This window comes from Sphingobacterium sp. UBA3549 (assembly GCF_002376635.1).
GTDB lineage: Bacteria > Bacteroidota > Bacteroidia > Sphingobacteriales > Sphingobacteriaceae > Sphingobacterium.
In genome coordinates this window covers 47,014-65,749 of record NZ_DFOE01000002.1, presented here as the reverse complement: position 1 = coordinate 65,749, position 18,736 = coordinate 47,014, and the positions used below count along the sequence as shown (strand labels likewise).

Below are 18,736 nucleotides of genomic sequence, written 5' to 3'. Positions count from 1 at the left end.
TGTGAAGAAAAAATCTTGAGTATAAAAGCTAAATAGTATTTTTGCCTTATGCAACGATTGTGGTATTTAATAAGAAATAAGTATTTGTTAGCCGCTTTGGCTTTTTTGGTGTGGATGTTATTTTTTGATAGAAATGACTTTGCCACACAGTATAGTTATCAAAAACAGAAAGCGAACCTGGAGAGTGAGCGCTCTTTTTACCTTAAGGAAAATGCGGCAATCATTAAAACAATTAACGATATTCGTTCCAACCCGCAAGAAGTACAGCGTATTGCCCGTGAGAAGTATAAGATGAAAAAAGATAATGAGGATATTTATGTTATTTCTAAAGTGGCACCTAAAGAAAATCCTTAATAGCTGAGAAGTATATTCAGAGAAATAAAAAGCGAGCGGCCATCACATGTACATGATGGCCGCCGTTATAAAAAGTGTATAGATATGGGTATTTTAATTTGCAGCTTGAGCTACTAAACCAATATATAATGGTTTGTTTTCATCATTTGCCTTACCGATGAGTATTAAAGAATAATAATAGCCTTCAGCCAATTTAATTTCGCTCCGGGTCGCGATTGTTTTCCCTGCTTTATCACGTGCTGTGACAGTGAATGTTCCACTTTTTTGCGCAATAAATCCCTGATGCGCGTTTGCTGAGTTCTGTGTTTCTTTAGCTCTATTTGTCCATTCTGACGGGGAGGTCTCACTGCCGATCTGAAGGGTGACCTGATCTGTTCCCTCCGCAAGATTAAAGAAACGTAAACCGGATTCGGTGTTTTTAATTTCCTTGTTGATTCTGTCGGTCGTGATTATCTGTACCGGTTTTGATTTTGTTCCAAATAGAAAGGATGTATATATCGTACTGTCTTTTACAGTAATTGTTGTATCTGTCAAGATACTGTTATATTCGGAGGAAACAGCTATTTTTCGAGCTCCGGTGAATAGTCCAACGATTGGCCTATAGCTTTTGAATTCCATAGGATAATTGGGGTTTTGTAAAGCCCCGCCATCCGCATAATAGACGACAGCATTAGCGTCGCTGTAACCATTAACCATGGTAAAGAGCGCCATAGGAATTTTTTGGTCATCATTATCTTTCAGACAGCTTGAAAGTAAGAATGTCGCTAGAACGATGGAGATAAAATTGAATAATCTATAGTTTTTCATAACTGTGTAACATTAAATCTTTTGTTGTATAAAACACATTGCGCTTGTGTTGTCTATTATACGCACATTAAAGATAGTTTGCTACAGCTAGCTATAAAAATAATAAATTTGTGTGTAGTTGTTATTTAATCAAGCGTGCTTCGGCTATTCCAAGTGTAAAATAGGTCGTATAGCAGCTTGATAGTAAATGTTTGTCGTATCATATTATCACTGTAGTGCAAATAGTTGGTCGTCCTGATTAGTGATCCTTATTGAGAGTGAATCCGCTGAAAAGTTGGGATTTGGATTATTAATCTAGTAATCCTAATTTTGGATTATGAACAGTAGAATTAAGAAGATTGCAACAGGTATGTTTGAGCGCTTTAGACAACGTAAAATTACGGAGGCGGAGTTATCTCAGGCGGAATCTAAGGCAAAAAACCTAGGTAGCTATGTTGGCGAATTTAAATTACTGATCGCGATGTGTAAAGACGCAATCACAGGTAAGTTTAAGATGAACAACTGGAATCTATCCATCATCATCGGAACGATCATTTATGTGATTTCTCCGATAGATGCTATCCCTGATTTTATTGCTGTCGGCGGCTGGATAGATGATGTTGCTATTGTAGCTTATGCCATCCGTAAGCTGTCGGAGGAGATAGAGCGTTATAAGCTCGAAAGATTGAACTTTGAAATAAACCATTAATAAAAAAGCTACTNNAGTAGCTTTTTTATTAATGGTTGAAGACTGCTTAGTGCTTAAAGTGTCTAACCCCCGTTGTCACCATTGAAATTCCTTTTTCATTGGCCATATCTATCGACAACTGATCCTTGATTGAACCGCCGGGTTGCAATACGGTTGCAATACCTGCTTCCGAAGCGATTTCAACGCAATCAGGGAAAGGGAAGAAAGCATCTGATGCCATCGCACAGCCTTTGAGATCAAAACCGAAAGAAACAGCTTTCTCGATAGCTTGTTTTAATGCGTCTACACGAGATGTTTGACCTACTCCTGACGCTAATAAAGTGCCATTTTTGGCAAAAACGATTGTATTTGACTTGGTATGTTTAACGATTTTGTTCGCAAAGTATAGGTCTTGAAGTTGTTCGTCAGTAGGTTCTACTTTCGTTACAGTAACCATTTGCTCTGCATTTTCAATTGTTTTGTCTTTATCTTGTAGAATAACGCCGTTCAACAATGTTTTGAACTGTTGACTAGGTAATGTAACCTCTTTACGAACAAGAATAATTCTATTCTTTTTCGCGGTAAGTATAGCGATAGCTTCCTCCGAATAAGAAGGTGCGATCAATACTTCAAAGAATAATTTATTAATTTCTTCAGCTGTTGCAGCATCTACTTGACCGTTTGTTATTAAAACTCCACCAAATGCTGAAACAGGATCACAAGCCAATGCGTCTAACCAGGCTTGTTTGATGGTTGGTCTGGAGGCAACTCCACACGCATTTGTATGTTTTAGAATCGCAAATGTAGGTTCTATAAACTCATCAATTAAATCTACCGCCGCATCAACGTCAACAAGATTATTATAGGATAATTCTTTGCCGCTTAATTTATCAAACATGTTATCTAAATCGCCAAAGAAAACGCCTTTTTGGTGAGGATTTTCACCATAGCGCAGTACTTGGGCTTTTTGTTCAGATTGTTTAAAAACTTGAAGTGGGTTTTCTTGATTGAAGTAATTGAAGATTGCGGTATCGTAATGCGACGATGTATTGAATGCGCATTTGGCAAATTCTTTACGTTGTTCTAGCGAAGTATTACCTTCTTGATTCGCGAGTATTTCTTCCAATGCTTGGTAATCATTTTTGGAAGAGATAATTACAACATCGTTGAAGTTCTTAGCCGCCGCACGGATCAGAGAAATTCCGCCGATATCAATTTTTTCGATAATATCTTGTTCGGATGCACCAGAAGCAACTGTTTCTTCAAACGGATACAAATCCACAATAACCAAATCGATCTCAGGTATCTCGTATTGGGCTAGCTGCTGTTGATCAGACTCAAGGGGGCGGCGAGCCAAAATACCTCCAAACACTTTTGGATGCAAAGTTTTTACACGACCACCTAAAATAGAAGGATAGCTCGTGAGGTCTTCCACTGGAACAACATCTATACCTAAATCTTTGATAAATGTCTCTGTTCCGCCAGTGGAATAGAAGGTAACACCGTATTTGTTTAATAATTCAACTAAAGGAGCTAGGCCGTCTTTATAATAGACTGAAACCAAAGCATTTTTAATCTTTACAGGATGGTTCATTATGATGGATTTGTTTCGTGGCGCAAAGATAGGTATTTAAAATCTTGATATCAATAAATCAAATACTTTAAAAATAAAGGAGAATCTATTTGATAGCTTCTCCTTCGTAATTTTATACCAAATTGAGCTTTAACTTTAGCTCTTTAGAAATTTGATTGGTGATCTCCCATATTGGTTCTGGCTCATCGGTATTATTGAATATTACCTGATCGCAAGTATCTTGATAGGGTAATAGATACTCGTTATAAGATGGGAGTACATGGTTCACCCATTTGTACATCACATCGTCTTCAAAGTAGCCCCTTTCAACCAAATCGCGGTGTAGGCGTCGTCTCAATGCGATATCTTGATCGGCGCTTAAAAATATCTTATGATTAATTAAATCATTAATTTCTGTATAATAGAAAATGAATAAGCCTTCGATAATTAAAATCGGAGCCGGTTTAATCTCTAAAATTTTTGGTGTTAGGGCAGGATTGTTAAAGGTATACTCTTCCTTATGTATTGTTTCACCGTTAAAAAGTGCTTTGATATCTTTGTAAAAAGCTTGTCTGTCGATTGATGTTGGAATATCGAAGTTATAGAGCCTATTTTCCTCCTGAGTTTTGGTATTGGCAGGGATGTAATAATCATCTTGGGAAATTAAGGTGACCTCACTGGGCTTGAAATGTTTTAAAAAACTATTTAAGAAAAAAGTCTTCCCAGAGCCACTACTACCGGCAATTCCTATGACATACGGTTTGTTATTCATTTGTATTGTGCTATAAAAGCTATTTGATTGTGTTAATTTTCTAGCGGTAATCCATACGCAATTTCCACTTGGAAGCGTTTATCTAATGCTCCTATACTTGCGGCAGCTGATTTTGACAACACGACAATTGCATTTTGGTTCTCGGCATTATCATTAAATTTGCCCACTACTTTTGCGTATGTAACGCTTTTCGTCATCGGGTTAGTAATTTTTAGAATGGTACCTACTGGAGCCGACTTGTGTAATGCGAGGTTATTGGTGCCTTGAGATGAAAGTCCATCAATCCACACACCAATACCACGTTCTGATTTCTCACGGATTCCATAACGGTTTGTTGAAATTTGATTTTCTTCTTTGTTATCATCGTCTGTGGAGTCGGGTCTTACAATTTCGATTCCTTTAGGCTCTACTAATTTTGGTCTTTCCGGTGGGAGCGGCTGATTGGGGATCATGAGTTTCATTCCACCGCTAATGATATTATTTTTTAAATTGTTCGCCTTTTTGATATCTTCAACAGAAATACTAAACCTTTTGGATATCGCGTAAAGTGTTTCTTTTTCACCAACAATGTATTCCGTAAAACCTTCTTGCTGCTGCGGATTACGCGGATTTAGCGCTACCGGATTGCTACGGTCGTTAGTAATGACAGGTTTCGCTTTTCGACCGGTCGGAATCTTAACGATCTGACCAAGGTTTAGCGTACCATTACCATTTATTTGAGTCAATTGTCCTACCGTTGTTTTATACTTCTTACTTAGTTGGTAGTAATTGTCTCCTTTTTCAATTTTGAATAGTACGAATTCTTCACCATTCATCACCTCATTTCCGATTGAATCGGGAATAGAATAAGTAGATAAAGATGTTGAATTTTTCGCTTCAACTTGTTGAATAGCTACTAGCGCGATGGATAGCATAGCTATCTTTTTATATGTCTTTAATTCGAATAAAACTTTCATATATTTTGCAATTATACTAAATACGAAACAAACTCCCGTTTATTATCTGTCAAAAGGAATATTTGTCCGTGAATAAGAAAATAAATGTTGAAGAGCTTTAATTCCAGTCCCGAAACCGCAAGGATAGACTCTGTCAACATTTCTCTTGTTGATTGAACTAACCTGACTTGATAGTGATTATTTTTTTGTTTTTCATAGAAAGCCCAAATAAAGTAGTCATTTACTCTATTTATCCAGATATCACCATCAATAGGGAAGTCCTTCAGAAATAGGGGTATTTCACCATTATAGATAATTGGATAGACGAGCTCACTGGTATAAGGTTTAATGGTAATCAAATTTTTGCTTTCGATTGACATCGATTGGATATTCAAAAACAATTGTTGGCCCTGCGCTACCGTTTTGGGCCTAATGAGCAATCCTTGATCAACCAGACTTATGAAAACGTAATTAAACCAGGTTTCTTGATACTGTGGGTTGTAGCAATCGATTACCTGTACCCCTGCATCGATCGGTGAATTATTGGAAATCTTCTTTAGTATTAATTTTTTGCATTGGATTCCACCAAGTACCCATTCTCTGGTGATTGCCTTGAAGTCTTGCAGGACGCAAGTTCCTTCAAAAGTGATGACGTTGAAATAAGGGAAGGTATCTTCTGGATTTCTTGTTTCTATGGCGATCAATTTATTTTTTGCATCAATTTCTATGCGCCAAATTGGGTATGTAAAAATGAGATTGAAAGCTTTTGAAATTTCCTGATTTGCCATGTGATTTAAATCCAAGGGGACAAACTTAGATAAAGTATGAGTTAAATGCAAAAATAATTGCCAATGGACGTGGCAAAAAAAAGTCCAGACAACGCTGGACTTTCTTGAAGAAAAATATATCTTAAAATTTTGAACCAATTGTTAGTATAACATTTGTTCGTTGGTTTTTTATATCTGCAGCGGGGCTTGCAGTATTCCAATAGTTTTCGTCGATAGTATAAGGACTTTCTTTGTAATTGATGGCATTGTAAGCTCCCGTCAAATCAATATACATGCCACGGCCTAGTTTTGCGCCGATGCCCAGCGAGGCCGTATAATTTGTATAATCTGCATTTTTATAAGGGTTACCACTATAATTAAAGCCAGCTCTCCCACTGAAGACATTATCAAACAAAACTTCACCACCGATTCTGGCATTAAATGCGCCTTGATACGTATCTTTGATATTTTGATTCATGTTTTTTTCTAACGTTTTGCTGTAGTTACCTACATCCCTAAAACGCATAGCAGCATAATCCACCCACTCCACATCTGCGGTTATTAATCCTCTTGAAAAAATTTGGCTTGCACCCACAGCTAATTTATAAGGTGTATTCATATTGTACTCCAGGTAACTATGTCCTGCGTCATCGCTGGTTCGGTAATCTTTAAATGACTTGTCCTCATTACGTCTGAAATAACGAAATTCTGAATTACTATATGATTCATCCCTGATGCTCATAAATGTTGGAGATTTGGCCGTAAATCCCATGCTGAAAGTAGGTGTGAACTTGTATATGACCCCAAGTTTAAAATCTACACCAGTACCATCCGTTGCTTGGGCATAATCATCATACAGTTCATAATCTTTATTCAACATCTCATTCTTGCTGACGTTTTTAGGATCTAAAAATTGAGAGTCTGGATTACTTTTGGCCAAATTTTCGGCATTTACGGTTTTACCATATTCAGTAAACCAACTTGAGTTGTCATAGCTAAACGCTGTAAATCCTAGAGCAGCTCCCAAATATAGTTTGTTGCTATAATTCGCACCAAACGACAAAACAGATTCGGATTTACTGCCTTTTTCTAATATGGAATTGACTTGATTAAAGCCATTCTTTCCATCGTAAGTCCCGCCAACCGTGATCGGTATATATGATCCTGCCTTTTTAGGATCTACATCGAATAATAATGAATTACCATAAACTTCCTGTCCCCAGCCATTCATACCGTCAGGTGACGATAGCCGGTCAGAATAGGCATTCGCAATTGAGCTTGTGTTGTTGACACCATTATACTGTAATAAATTATTGTAGATATTGTTGCGATTATAGGCAATACCCACATTAAAATTTAACCAGCCCCTATCTAAATTTCCACCATTTCGGTAGGTTGGCAGGTGAAAAACAATACCCGCATTATCCAGATTGAAATTATTCTTACTGCTGTTTGAATTTTGACCAAAATAGTCGGTTTTATTTTTGTTGTTAAGGTATCTGGCTGTTACTGATACGTCAGATTGATTAAAGTACCCCAAACCCGCTGGGTTGCCAGTAATCGAACTTATATCTCCACCTAATGCGGTAGATGCGTTTCCCATGGCTTTAAAACGAGCTGTTCCCCCATTGTCCCCTTGGGAGAATAGAAGTACATCTTTCGTATATTGCGCTTGAGTAGTCCCTGCTGCACCTAAAATGAATGCAGTTCCAAAAAGTAATCTTTTGATTGTCATATGCTGAAATATCATCAATAATAAAGTAGTAGCACACAACGAAGTGTATGCTACTATTCAAAATGCCTTTAATTAGCGAGTACGTCCTCCGCTTGATCTTGAGCTACCTCCTCCAGAGAAACCTCCTCCCGAAGATCTTGAGCTTCCGCCTCCAGAAAAGCCTCCACTAGAGCGAGAAGAACCACTATCATAACTTCTAGTCGGTGGTGTATATGAAGGTCGTGATGTTGAACTCGGGTTGCTTGAGCGTGTTTCCACAGACCGGCTCATTGGCCGTGATACTTCACCAGAACTGTTTCGTGTTCTCGAACCATTATTATAGTAACCATTTGTGCGTCTGGTACTATTTTGATAAGAACCATTCACTCTATCCGATGTTCTTGAGCGTGTACCATCTGAGTAAGCTCTATTTGATACACCATCAGATGTTCTTGTTCGGCTTCCTGATCTATCATAAGAAGAACTGCGTGTTACGGAACCGTCAGAAGTTCTTGACCTGTTGGAAACAGACGTAATACGACCTCTAGAATCACGAGCTACCCCAGTACGATCGTATCCGCCAGAATTTCTAGCTACGCTATTGCGGTCATATCCTCCAGAAGTGCGGGATCTTGAGGATGAACTACGCGTGTTATAGTTGTCCCTATAAACTGATCTACTTGAAGCATAACGTGGTCTTGAGTTGCCCCAGTAACCACCACCCCAGTAACCATTTCCGTACCAACCAGATCCCCAGTAGCCTCCGCCGTACCAGCCACCCCAAGGTCTGTAGCCACCATACCATGGCGATCCCCATCCCCAGCTAGATCCCCATCCGAGACCAATTGACCATGAAGAACCCCATCCAGAGTTCCATCCCCATCCCATTCCGAATGATGGACCGTATCCGTACCATCCTCCAAATCCATAACCATACCATGGATCAAAAAATGGGTCGAAGTAGGTCATACCTGGACTAGCGTAGTAAAAACGGTTGATACGATTGGCATATTCAAGATCTTCATAAGAATCACTATTGTAATCCTGATCAGAATATTCATCCTCATAATAGCCGCCTTGCGACTGTCCGTTTTGTTCGGATTGATCTGCGTCTGTGTAATAATAATCTGGGCTTTGGTAAACCTTTTGTCTCGCTTGCCCATTATTGCCGTAGACATCGTCGCCATAAATTTGCCTACTTGTACCGCAGGAACCTAAAATGAACGCTCCTGTTATGGCAAGTGCTCCGATAAATAATCTATTTTTTTTCATAATATCCTAAATCGTTATTTTCGATTATACAGCCTTATTTACTATCTTAGACGCAAATTTCTCGAGGTGGTTTAATCGAAGTAATCAAAAATACAAATATTTTTTTTGAACGCTTTTCGCATTGGAATTACAGACGGGATTTAAGGTAATAATGTTACAATAATTTATCAATCACATATGAGTAAAGGAATAACAAGTCGTGCAGAAGATTATTCGCAATGGTATAATGAGCTTGTAATCAAAGCTGATCTGGCTGAAAATTCAGCTGTACGAGGATGTATGGTGATCAAACCATACGGATATGCTATCTGGGAAAGAATGCAGGCAATCTTAGACAAAAGATTTAAAGAGACTGGTCATAGCAACGCTTATTTCCCTTTATTCATTCCCAAATCGTTTTTTTCTAAAGAAGCAGCGCATGTGGAAGGTTTTGCTACAGAGTGCGCCGTGGTTACCCATTATAGGTTAAAAAACGATGGTACAGGTAAGATCGTCGTGGACGAAGAGGCGAAATTGGAGGAAGAGTTGATCGTGCGTCCAACTTCAGAAACGATTATATGGAATACTTATCGCGGATGGATTGAATCTTATCGTGATCTCCCTATTTTGGTCAATCAATGGGCAAACGTGGTGCGTTGGGAAATGCGAACACGTCTTTTCTTACGTACAGCTGAGTTTTTATGGCAGGAGGGGCATACTGCACATGCCACAAAAGAGGAAGCTATTGCGGAAACAGAACGTATGCTTGATGTATATGCCGAATTTGCAGAAAAGATTTTAGCTGTACCCGTTGTCCGTGGAAGGAAAACAGAAAATGAGCGTTTTGCGGGAGCATTGGATACCTATTGTATTGAGGCATTGATGCAAGATGGTAAAGCATTGCAAGCAGGGACATCCCATTTTCTTGGCCAAAACTTTGCCAAGGCATTTGATGTGAAATTTACTTCTAAAGAAGGCAAGTTAGAACATGTATGGGCAACTTCGTGGGGGGTTTCTACCCGACTCATGGGTGCATTGATTATGGCTCATTCCGACGATCAAGGGTTGGTATTGCCACCGAAATTGGCCCCGATTCAGGTTGTGATTGTTCCGATTTTTAAGACTGAGGAAGAAAAGGCGCAAATTGATGTATTTGTGAATCAGTTAACAACTGAACTGCGGGTGAAAGATATTTCGGTAAAATATGATGATCGCGATACACAGCGTCCGGGTTTTAAATTTGCTGAATGGGAATTAAAGGGAGTACCTGTTCGCGTCGCTGTCGGTGCAAGAGATATGCAAAATGGTACAGTAGAATTGGCCCGTCGTGATACACAAACTAAAGAAACTGTTGCTCAAGAGGGCCTAGCCAGTACGATTAATACGTTATTGGATACAATACAAGAAAATATCTATCAAAAAGCGTTGAATTTCAGAACTTCTCATTATACGGAAGTAAATTCTTATGAAGAATTTAAAGAAGTACTGGAAGGTAAAGGTGGATTTATCTCCTGTCACTGGGATGGGACAACAGAAACGGAGAAGCGTGTAAAAGAAGAAACTAAAGCAACAATTCGTTGTATTCCTTTGGAAGCAAAGGAAGAGCAAGGGGTCTGTATATTTACCGGCAAACCATCCAGTAGGCGTGTGCTTTTTGCTAAAGCTTATTAATCGTTTGCAATATGAGGATACTCATTTTAGGATGTGGTTGGCTTGGAGAGTCTTTTGCGGTATACATGAAGCATCAAGGCCATGAAGTCTGGGTAAGCACAACAACATATGAAAAATACCATCGGCTAAAAGCTGAGGGTATTTTTTCGTTTATGCTTGATTTTGATGGAGAAAGCTTTCCGGAAAAGGTTGATATACCCATTCAATTTGACTTCGTGTTAAATAGTATACCAGCAAGTCAGAAAAATAGCGTAGAAATGCTAGATAACAGATTTTTTAATATCAAGCAATTTTTTAGCCGTATTAGTTGGCAAACGCATGTGTTTTTAAGTTCTACTGGAATTTATCCCTCTAAAGATGTGGTGTTTGATGAATTTTTTACGAATAGGGCTGAGCTTGCACCAAAGCTCTTGATGGCTGAAGAGTCTATGTTGGAATTGGCCAATACCGTTGTTTATCGTTTAGGCGGCCTATTTGGTAAGAATCGTGTCTTTGCAAAATATTTCTCTGAGCGTATCTGTACCACTGGAGAGCAGCCTGCTAATTTTGTTCATATTGACGACGTTGTCGCTCTGCTGGAAGCGACCACTAACCGCACACTTAAACATACCATTTATAATGTTGTTGCTCCCTTACATCCTAAGAAAAAAGATGTCATTATTGCTTCTGCAAAAAAATATGGTTATGCTTTGCCTCTCGCGTTCGAAGCAGCTGAAACGACTCAGAAAATAGTGAGCGGAGAATTACTGCAAGAAGAGCTGGACTATCAATTTGTTTTGCCTGACCCATTGCAGTTTTAGTCTTATTTTTCTTTTTTAAAATGAAAAAGAAATTTTGATTGTCTGGGTGGAGAAAATTAAATAAATTGATTAATTTAACCTTAGTCCTTGCGAAGCAAATTCAGTTACGTTAAATTCACTTAAAAGATCTTGTGCGCTGAAATTTGTCGATAGCCACGGATCATTTCCGGACATCAGGATTTCCTTTAAACAAACCGAGTAATAGATTTATTATTTTAACAGCTTATTATATAAAGCCATGACAAATGTAGAGAGACATCAATATATCTTAAAACAATTAAAAGAAGTCGGCGTAGTTCAAGTAATTGATCTGTGTGAAGAATTGGGAGTTTCTTCTGTAACTATTCGGAAGGATTTGACTTTGTTGGAAGATAGTGGATTGTTGTTTAGAACGCATGGCGGGGCGACACAATATAATCCGTATACGACTGACCGTACTGTATTCGAAAAAGAGAAACTTCGTTCGGATGATAAAAGTAGGATTGGAAAGAAAGCAGCTGAGCTGATCGAGGAAAACGACTCTATCATTATAGCTTCTGGCACAACGATGCAGTCGCTTGCCAAGCAGATTGTTCCAAAAGGCAATATCACTGTAGTAACTTCGGCATTGAATGTTGCTATGGAGTTAATAAAATATCCTTCTGTTGAAATTATGCAGCTGGGAGGGACGCTTCGCAAGACATCTACTTCCGTCACAGGGAAATATGCAGAAAATTTGTTAAAAGATTTTTATTGCAGTAAATTGTTTTTGGGAGTGGATGGTATCGATTTGGAATATGGTGTGTCAACTTCAAGCGCCCAGGAAGCACAATTAAATCGGATTATGATCGATACTGCTCAAAAAGTGGTGGTGCTTGCAGATTCTTCTAAATTTGGCCGGCGAAGCTTTGGGAGAATTTGTGGTTTTGAAAAAATTGATATGTTAATTACAGATGATAAGGTTAATGCAAGCTTTGTAGAATCATTGGAAAAAGCTGGTGTAAACGTGATTGTTGTTTAATAAGAATTAAGCTCAAGACCATTCTGATCTTTTAATTAAAATTCCCCCAATAACTGAATGACTTTATGGGGGAATTTCTATTTTTGAATAGTTCGTTTAAATAATCGCTGGTTCCTGCTGGCTCAGGCAGTGGAAACTTCCCAGTCCCCAAATGATGTCGACCGAATTTATTCCAATGACTTTACGTTTAGGAAAGCAGCTTTGGATGATGTCCAGTGCTCTTTGGTCGTTTTTGTCGTTGAAGACTGGCACAACAACAACATCATTGGCAATGTAGAAATTAGCATAAGAAGCGGGTAATCTGGTACCATCATAAATAACAGGGGCCGGCATTGGGAGCTCAATGATATGCAGGGGTTCTCCGTTTAAGAGTTTAAATGAACGAAGCATTTCCAGATTTTCCTGAAGAATCTGGTAATTCTCATCTGAAGGATCTTCTTCTACAACAGTTAGTACTGTATTTTCATTAACGAAGCGTGTAATATCATCAATGTGGCCGTCTGTATCATCTCCAACTATACCATCACCAAGCCATAACACTTGTTCTTGACCGTAAAACTCTTTTAAATATATTTCTATTTGTTCTTTCGTTAAGTGCGGATTTCGGTTTTTATTCAACAGGCACGCCGTTGTTGTCATAATTGTTCCTGCACCATTAAATTCAACTGATCCTCCCTCCATGACGATGTCAGGGGTAAATAAAGGAAGACCCAATTTTTGGGCAATGCGAGTTGGAACGATATCGTCAAGTTCAAATGGAGGATATTTACCACCCCACGCGTTGTACCCCCAGTCAACAACTGCTTTTTGATTTGTCGACGGGTTAATGATAAAAGCAGGGCCGTGGTCTCTACACCAAGCATCATTGGTTGGATTAAAATAAAATTCGATATTGCTAAAATCTGTCGTCACGTCTTTCAGGGCCTGTATAGCAAAATTTTGCATTTCCTCATTAGCGACGTTAATTCTTACCTTTTGGCCTTCGGATACGACCTTAATAAATTGACAATAAGGTTCGTATATGGTTTCGATTTTTCCAGGCCACGATTCCTCTTTGTGTGGCCAGCTCAGCCATAAGGCCTCTTGCTTAGCCCATTCTGGAGGAAATGAGAATCCCTGTTTTTTTGGGGAATTGTCAAAATAGGTCTGTATAAATGTATTTTTCTGTTCCATACTTATTTTAAGGGGATTAAAAAAGCCATTTCAGTTCAACTCAGCACAGCTATGTACCTTCGCAACCGAAATGGCAAGTATATGCAATATTAGTCTTCGTCAATAAAACGTTTGGTGATTGGGGAGTATGTTTCAATTCTTCGATCTCTCAGAAATGGCCAGTGTTTTCTAAAATAATCCAATTCATTTAAGTCTAATTCGACGACCTCAATTTCCTCCTTGTCATGAGAAGCTAGGTAAAGCAATTTCCCCTGTCCATTTGTTACGAAACTTCCACCCCAGAATTTCATGGCACCATTTTGTTCATATCCAACCCGGTTAACAGATACCACTGGAACGCCGTTAGCAACTGCATGGGAGCGTTGTATGGTTTGCCATGCGTTATATTGATCTTTGTTGGTTTCTTCGTCCTGATCAGTTGCCCATCCGATAGCCGTAGGATAAAATAAAATTTCAGCGCCCATTAAGGCGGTAATCCGAGATGCTTCAGGGTACCATTGATCCCAACAGATTAAAATTCCTATTTTGCCAAATTGTGTTTTGAATACTTTGTAGCCTAGATCACCCGGCGTAAAATAGAATTTTTCATAAAAAGCGGGGTCATCTGGAATATGCATTTTCCGATATTTTCCTAAATATGAGCCATCCGCATCTAGTACCGCGGTTGTATTATGGTAAAGTCCTTCGGCTCTTTTTTCAAATAATGAAGCGATAATGACGACTCCAGTTTCCTTGGCGATAGCCGATAGCGCATCTGTGGATGGACCGGGGATGGATTCAGCCAATGCGAAATTGTCATAATCTTCTACATCGCAGAAATATAAAGAGGTAAATAGTTCTTGCAGACACACAATTTGCGCACCTTTTGCAGCGGCCTCTTTTACTTTAGCGATAGCTTTTTCGAGATTCTCTTGTTTGCTTGCGGTACAGCTCATCTGTACAACTCCAACTTTTACTTTGCTCATTCTTTAATGCTTATTTAATTCAAGCACAAAGATACTATTCTTAATTTGGATTTGGTCTTTAGGTAAAAACAAAAAGAGCTCTTAGAGCTCTTTTCGTAATCTTGCTACAGGGATATTCAATGCCTCCCGATATTTTGCTACTGTTCGTCGTGCAATATTATAGCCTTTTTCTTTCAGGATCTCAGTAAGCTTTTCATCAGCTAGCGGTTTCCGTTTATTTTCTTTTGAAATACACTCCTCCAATATTTTTTTAACCTCTTTATTGGATACCTCTTCCCCAGAATCTGTTTGAATAGCTTCGGAGAAAAAAGATTTTAGGAGAAAAGTGCCGAATTCTGTCTGTACATATTTTGAATTTGCCACCCGCGATACTGTCGATATATCCATGTCAATTCTATCCGCAATATCTTTCAATATCATGGGTTTTAGCTTTCGATCATCACCTGTCAGGAAATAATCATATTGGTATTCCATGATGGCATTCATTGTTTTGAGTAAGGTTTGCTGACGTTGCTTTATGGCATCAATAAACCATTTTGCTGAGTCAAGCTTTTGCTTGACGAATTGTACAGCTTCTTTCATTTTTTTATCCTTTTGATCCGATTTTTCATAGTGCTCGAACATGTGCTGGTAATCACGGCTTATACGGAGCTCGGGCGCGTTTCGGCCATTTAAAGTCAAATGTAGAATACCATCATTGTTGCTAATATGGAAATCCGGGATAATATGAAGCTGTTTACCAGCCACCGCGCCAGAGTCTCCAGGCTTTGGATTAAGTTTTAGGATCTCATTCACTACATTTTTTAAATCCTCGGATGAAATACCCAATGATTTTTCTAATTTATCATAATGCTTTTTGGTAAATTCTTCGAGGTAGTTCGCTACTACTTTAATAGCAAGTTTAATTGTAGGATTTTGAGTGTCTTTTTTTTGCAGCTGGATCAAAAGACATTCTTGTAAATCCCGAGCGCCAATTCCGGCCGGCTCAAAATCTTGAATGACTTTCAACATATCAAGCACTTCATTTTCTTCAGTCATTACGTTTTGCCCAAACGCTAGATCGTCTACAAGATTGATAATAGGACGGCGTAAGTACCCGTCGTCATCAAGACTGCCAATAATTTGCTGGCCAATTAGAAAGTGCTTGTCATCTAAAGCCAACAGGTCTAATTGCTGTTGTAACTGCTCATAAAAGGAATGCTGGATTGCAACAGGCATTTCTTTCCGATCATCATCATCATCGCCATACTCATAGCCGTTACCATAATCTTTGAAATCGTCCTCCTGAATATAGTCTTCCAAGCTAAAGTCGTCTGAGTCGAATCCATCTTCATTGTCAAAATTATCATCGGGATCTTTGTCAGGATATTCTTCTATAGGATCGGTCATATTAGTCAAGCTACCATCTTCTAACGCAGGGTTTTCCTCTAATTCTTCCTTGATTCTTGCATCTAATGAAACAGTCGGAACCTGCAACAATTTTATAAATTGTATCTGTTGCGGAGACAATTTCTGTAATAGCTTTTGTTGTAATGTTTGTTTTAACATGCTAATAGTTGACTTTTTTACATCTAAATTTAAACAAATATCATTATTATTTTAAAATAAAATCGATAATAAATAAAAAAGGGGTATAATATTTGTGGAAGGCGGCTTAAAAAGGGAAATTTGACCTATCGAATTATGCTCAATTTTTGGGTTGTTTTACGCATACCATTTATTGTTAAAAAATGTAAATAGTTGATTACAGCGATTTATTTAGTTGTATATTTAGCCCCTGAAAATAGATAGAAAGGCATGTCAGGCGGGGTTAAACCTTTTGCTGGTCGGATGTGTTGAATATAAGGTAAATTTCCATTTATGTTTAAACGTATTAAGAATAGAATTCTTCGTTATTTCGTTATAGCAATATACTTTGTCATTATATTGGTTTGTGCTATACAATTGAATTTTCTTTGGCTTTTCGGTTATTCTCCGACTAAAAAGGATATTGTTATGCCTAGTGTTAATATCTCAACGGAGTTATATACCGCGGACAGTGTTTTAATTGGCCGGTATTTCGATGAGGATAGAAATCCAATTCCGTTTGACAGTATCCCTAAAACAGTAACGAATGCTTTGATAGCAACCGAGGATGTACGTTTTTATAGTCATAAGGGTGTTGACTTTTTTGGATTAGGATCGGGAATTTTATCGACTTTAAAAGGAGATAAGCGGGGTGCAAGTACAATTACGCAGCAATTAGCTAAAAATCTTTATCGTACTCGCTATAATAAGTCGGGTGGTTTGTTGACACGTCTTCCTGTTGCCGGATTAGTGGTGACTAAATTTAAGGAGTGGATGACAGCTTACAAACTGGAGCAGCGTTACTCCAAAAACCAGATATTGGAAATGTATTTGAATACTGTCTCGTTCAGTAATAACGCTTATGGAATTGAAACGGCTGCAAAACGATATTTTTCAAAAGGAGCGAATCAGTTGACTCAAAACCAAGCGGCTGTTTTAATAGGGATGCTAAAAGGTACTACATTGTATAATCCGATTCGAAATCCTGAAAATGCATTTGTACGAAAAAATATCGTATTAAGTCAAATGTATAAAAGTGGCTTTTTAAAAAAAGAAGAGTATGATGGTCTGATTAAAGAAAAGATTGTTTTGAATACGAATAGTCAAGATATAAATGCTGGTGGAGACTCTTATTTACGTACTGCTGTAGCGAAGTGGTTGGAGAAATGGTCAGAGGAAAATAATTATGACATCTACACTGACGGGCTGAAAATTTATACCACTATAAATTCTAAACTTCAAAAGCATGCTGAAGAAGCGGTCGCCAAGCAAATGGTAGAATTGCAGCAACGTTTAAATAATACTTGGGATGGACAGGAGCCATGGCGCGATTTGTCAGGCAAAGTTATTCCTAATTTTTTGGATAATTTGGCTAAAAAGATCCCTTATTATGCTTTTTTGAGTAAAAAGTACGCCAATACTCCTGATAGTATCTCTTATTTCCTCAACAAGAAGAAGAAGATGGAAGTCTATAATTGGAAGGATGGAGGCAAGATTGAAAAGGAGATGTCTACAATGGACTCTTTGAAATATTATGCGATGATGCTGAATGCGGGGATGATGTCAATGGATCCGTATTCAGGTGAAATCAAAGCATGGGTTGGTGGAATAAATCATCAATATTTTAAGTATGATCACGTGATGCAAGCGAAACGACAAGCGGGATCTACGTTTAAGCCTTTCGTATACTTAGCAGCCTTAGAATCGGGAATGTCTCCTTGTGATAAAATTACAGATAAGCCTGTTACCATCAAGATTGATAAAGGTGATTCTGTTGAGATATGGGAACCTAAAAATGCTGACTGGAATTTCTCCTACCGTGAAATGTCTTTGCGGCATGCGATGGCCCGCTCCATCAATTCGGTTACAGTTCAGTTAACTGATATGGTCACGCCTTCGAAAGTTGTTGATGCGGCTCACCGTTGTGGTATTACGAGTAAATTAAATCCGGTTGCTTCTGTAGGGCTTGGACCTAATGATGTTTCTGTTTTTGAAATGGTGAATGGGTACTCAACAATGATGAACCATGGCGAGCGCGTGACACCTTTGCTGGTTTCTAAGATTGAAGATCATGATGGTAACGTGATTGCAACGTTTCAGGCAGAACGTAAACAGGTCGTTGATAAGCAAGATGCGTGGTTAATGACGTATATGCTCCGTGGTGGGATGGAAGAGCCAGGTGGTACTTCTCAAGGATTGTGGGAGTGGGATTTATTTAAAAAGGAAAATGAAATAGGAGGGAAAACAGGTACTTCTTCTGAATATGTAGATGGCTGGTATATGGGGGTGACAAAAGATCTGGTTACAGGTATTTGGGTAGGGTGTGACGAGCGGAGCATTCACTTTAAGAACTCGCATACGGGAGAAGGTTCTCGTACTGCATTGCCGATTTTCGGAGTTTACCTTGAATCCGTTTATAAAGATAAGAATTTAGGGTACACCATGGGTAAGTTTCCAAGCCCTACTGTTGAAATTACAAAATCATACAAATGTGAAACGCCGCGTTACAGTGATCCGGAACCAGAGCAGATGGATTCTACTCAGTTAGAGGTGCCTACTGATGAAGGATTTATCGGGCCGGAAGAAGAGGGTGGTGAAGAAAGTCAACTTGAACGCAATAATACGGATCAACTTGAGCGTAACAATACTGAAGGTGGTGCGGATAGTTTGCAAAGTGAAAAATTATCATCGTCTGAAGATGGGCCTGTTCAGAATTAAATA

At 38.6% G+C, this 18,736-nt stretch carries 16 protein-coding genes; 6 read left to right on the top strand and 10 right to left on the bottom strand.

Features of this window, described 5'->3' with window-relative positions; translation table 11 throughout:
• The first annotated feature begins 48 nt into the window (after nucleotides 1-48).
• Nucleotides 49-354, top strand: coding sequence for an FtsB family cell division protein (locus B2W36_RS01235; RefSeq protein ID WP_209574738.1), 306 nt, complete (start codon nucleotides 49-51; stop codon nucleotides 352-354).
• Nucleotides 355-447: 93 nt separating this feature from the next.
• Here the strand turns inward: B2W36_RS01235 and B2W36_RS01230 are convergent, their stop codons facing one another.
• Nucleotides 448-1,161: a DUF4397 domain-containing protein gene (locus B2W36_RS01230; protein ID WP_293886174.1), complete on the bottom strand. Its 714-nt coding sequence runs from the start codon at nucleotides 1,159-1,161 to the stop codon at nucleotides 448-450.
• A gap of 316 nt (nucleotides 1,162-1,477) precedes the next feature.
• Here B2W36_RS01230 and B2W36_RS01225 point away from each other — a divergent pair, with 316 nt between their 5' ends.
• Complete coding sequence (locus B2W36_RS01225) at nucleotides 1,478-1,849, top strand: YkvA family protein (RefSeq protein WP_209574734.1); 372 nt, start codon at nucleotides 1,478-1,480, stop codon at nucleotides 1,847-1,849.
• 46 nt (nucleotides 1,850-1,895) lie between these two features.
• Here the strand turns inward: B2W36_RS01225 and purH are convergent, their stop codons facing one another.
• From purH to B2W36_RS01195, 6 genes are all read right to left on the bottom strand, one after another.
• The gene (gene purH / locus B2W36_RS01220) at nucleotides 1,896-3,422 is read right to left on the bottom strand and encodes a bifunctional phosphoribosylaminoimidazolecarboxamide formyltransferase/IMP cyclohydrolase (protein WP_293886173.1); all 1,527 of its coding nucleotides are present in this window, start codon (nucleotides 3,420-3,422) and stop codon (nucleotides 1,896-1,898) included.
• Between the two features lie 112 nt (nucleotides 3,423-3,534).
• Nucleotides 3,535-4,224 (bottom strand): uridine kinase family protein, encoded by a 690-nt coding sequence (locus tag B2W36_RS01215; protein WP_349676356.1) that lies wholly within the window; start codon nucleotides 4,222-4,224, stop codon nucleotides 3,535-3,537.
• Nucleotides 4,206-5,129, bottom strand: a complete 924-nt coding sequence (locus B2W36_RS01210) for a LysM peptidoglycan-binding domain-containing protein (RefSeq protein WP_293886172.1) — start codon at nucleotides 5,127-5,129, stop codon at nucleotides 4,206-4,208. The genes B2W36_RS01215 and B2W36_RS01210 overlap by 19 nt, the downstream gene beginning before the upstream one ends.
• A gap of 11 nt (nucleotides 5,130-5,140) precedes the next feature.
• Complete coding sequence (locus tag B2W36_RS01205; RefSeq protein ID WP_293886171.1) at nucleotides 5,141-5,896, bottom strand: hypothetical protein; 756 nt, start codon at nucleotides 5,894-5,896, stop codon at nucleotides 5,141-5,143.
• A 121-nt stretch (nucleotides 5,897-6,017) separates the two neighbouring features.
• The gene (locus B2W36_RS01200) at nucleotides 6,018-7,610 is read right to left on the bottom strand and encodes a hypothetical protein (RefSeq protein WP_293886170.1); all 1,593 of its coding nucleotides are present in this window, start codon (nucleotides 7,608-7,610) and stop codon (nucleotides 6,018-6,020) included.
• A 72-nt stretch (nucleotides 7,611-7,682) separates the two neighbouring features.
• Nucleotides 7,683-8,861: a hypothetical protein gene (locus tag B2W36_RS01195; RefSeq protein ID WP_293885063.1), complete on the bottom strand. Its 1,179-nt coding sequence runs from the start codon at nucleotides 8,859-8,861 to the stop codon at nucleotides 7,683-7,685.
• Between the two features lie 177 nt (nucleotides 8,862-9,038).
• Between B2W36_RS01195 and proS the strand changes: the two genes are divergently transcribed.
• The 3 genes from proS (at nucleotide 9,039) to agaR (ending at nucleotide 12,311) form a co-directional block, all read left to right on the top strand.
• Nucleotides 9,039-10,511, top strand: coding sequence for a proline--tRNA ligase (gene proS / locus B2W36_RS01190; RefSeq protein WP_293885064.1), 1,473 nt, complete (start codon nucleotides 9,039-9,041; stop codon nucleotides 10,509-10,511).
• 11 nt (nucleotides 10,512-10,522) lie between these two features.
• A complete protein-coding gene (locus B2W36_RS01185) occupies nucleotides 10,523-11,311 on the top strand; it encodes a GDP-L-fucose synthase (RefSeq protein ID WP_293886169.1) in 789 nt (262 codons plus the stop codon).
• Between the two features lie 238 nt (nucleotides 11,312-11,549).
• Complete coding sequence (gene agaR / locus B2W36_RS01180; protein ID WP_209574716.1) at nucleotides 11,550-12,311, top strand: transcriptional repressor AgaR; 762 nt, start codon at nucleotides 11,550-11,552, stop codon at nucleotides 12,309-12,311.
• A 96-nt stretch (nucleotides 12,312-12,407) separates the two neighbouring features.
• On the opposite strand, the gene B2W36_RS01175 is transcribed toward agaR, so the two are convergent.
• The 3 genes from B2W36_RS01175 to rpoN all read right to left on the bottom strand — a co-directional run bounded on the left by B2W36_RS01175 (nucleotide 12,408) and on the right by rpoN (nucleotide 15,997).
• Nucleotides 12,408-13,484, bottom strand: coding sequence for an agmatine deiminase family protein (locus tag B2W36_RS01175; protein WP_209574714.1), 1,077 nt, complete (start codon nucleotides 13,482-13,484; stop codon nucleotides 12,408-12,410).
• 89 nt (nucleotides 13,485-13,573) lie between these two features.
• Entirely contained in the window at nucleotides 13,574-14,449 is an 876-nt protein-coding gene (locus B2W36_RS01170; protein ID WP_293886168.1) for a carbon-nitrogen hydrolase, read from the bottom strand.
• Between the two features lie 81 nt (nucleotides 14,450-14,530).
• Nucleotides 14,531-15,997 carry an RNA polymerase factor sigma-54 gene (gene rpoN, locus B2W36_RS01165; RefSeq protein ID WP_209574710.1) on the bottom strand — a complete coding sequence of 489 codons (1,467 nt, stop codon included), beginning with the start codon at nucleotides 15,995-15,997 and terminating at the stop codon, nucleotides 14,531-14,533.
• A 447-nt stretch (nucleotides 15,998-16,444) separates the two neighbouring features.
• Here rpoN and B2W36_RS01160 point away from each other — a divergent pair, with 447 nt between their 5' ends.
• Nucleotides 16,445-18,733, top strand: a complete 2,289-nt coding sequence (locus B2W36_RS01160; RefSeq protein WP_293886167.1) for a transglycosylase domain-containing protein — start codon at nucleotides 16,445-16,447, stop codon at nucleotides 18,731-18,733.
• The last annotated feature ends 3 nt before the right edge of the window (nucleotides 18,734-18,736 follow it).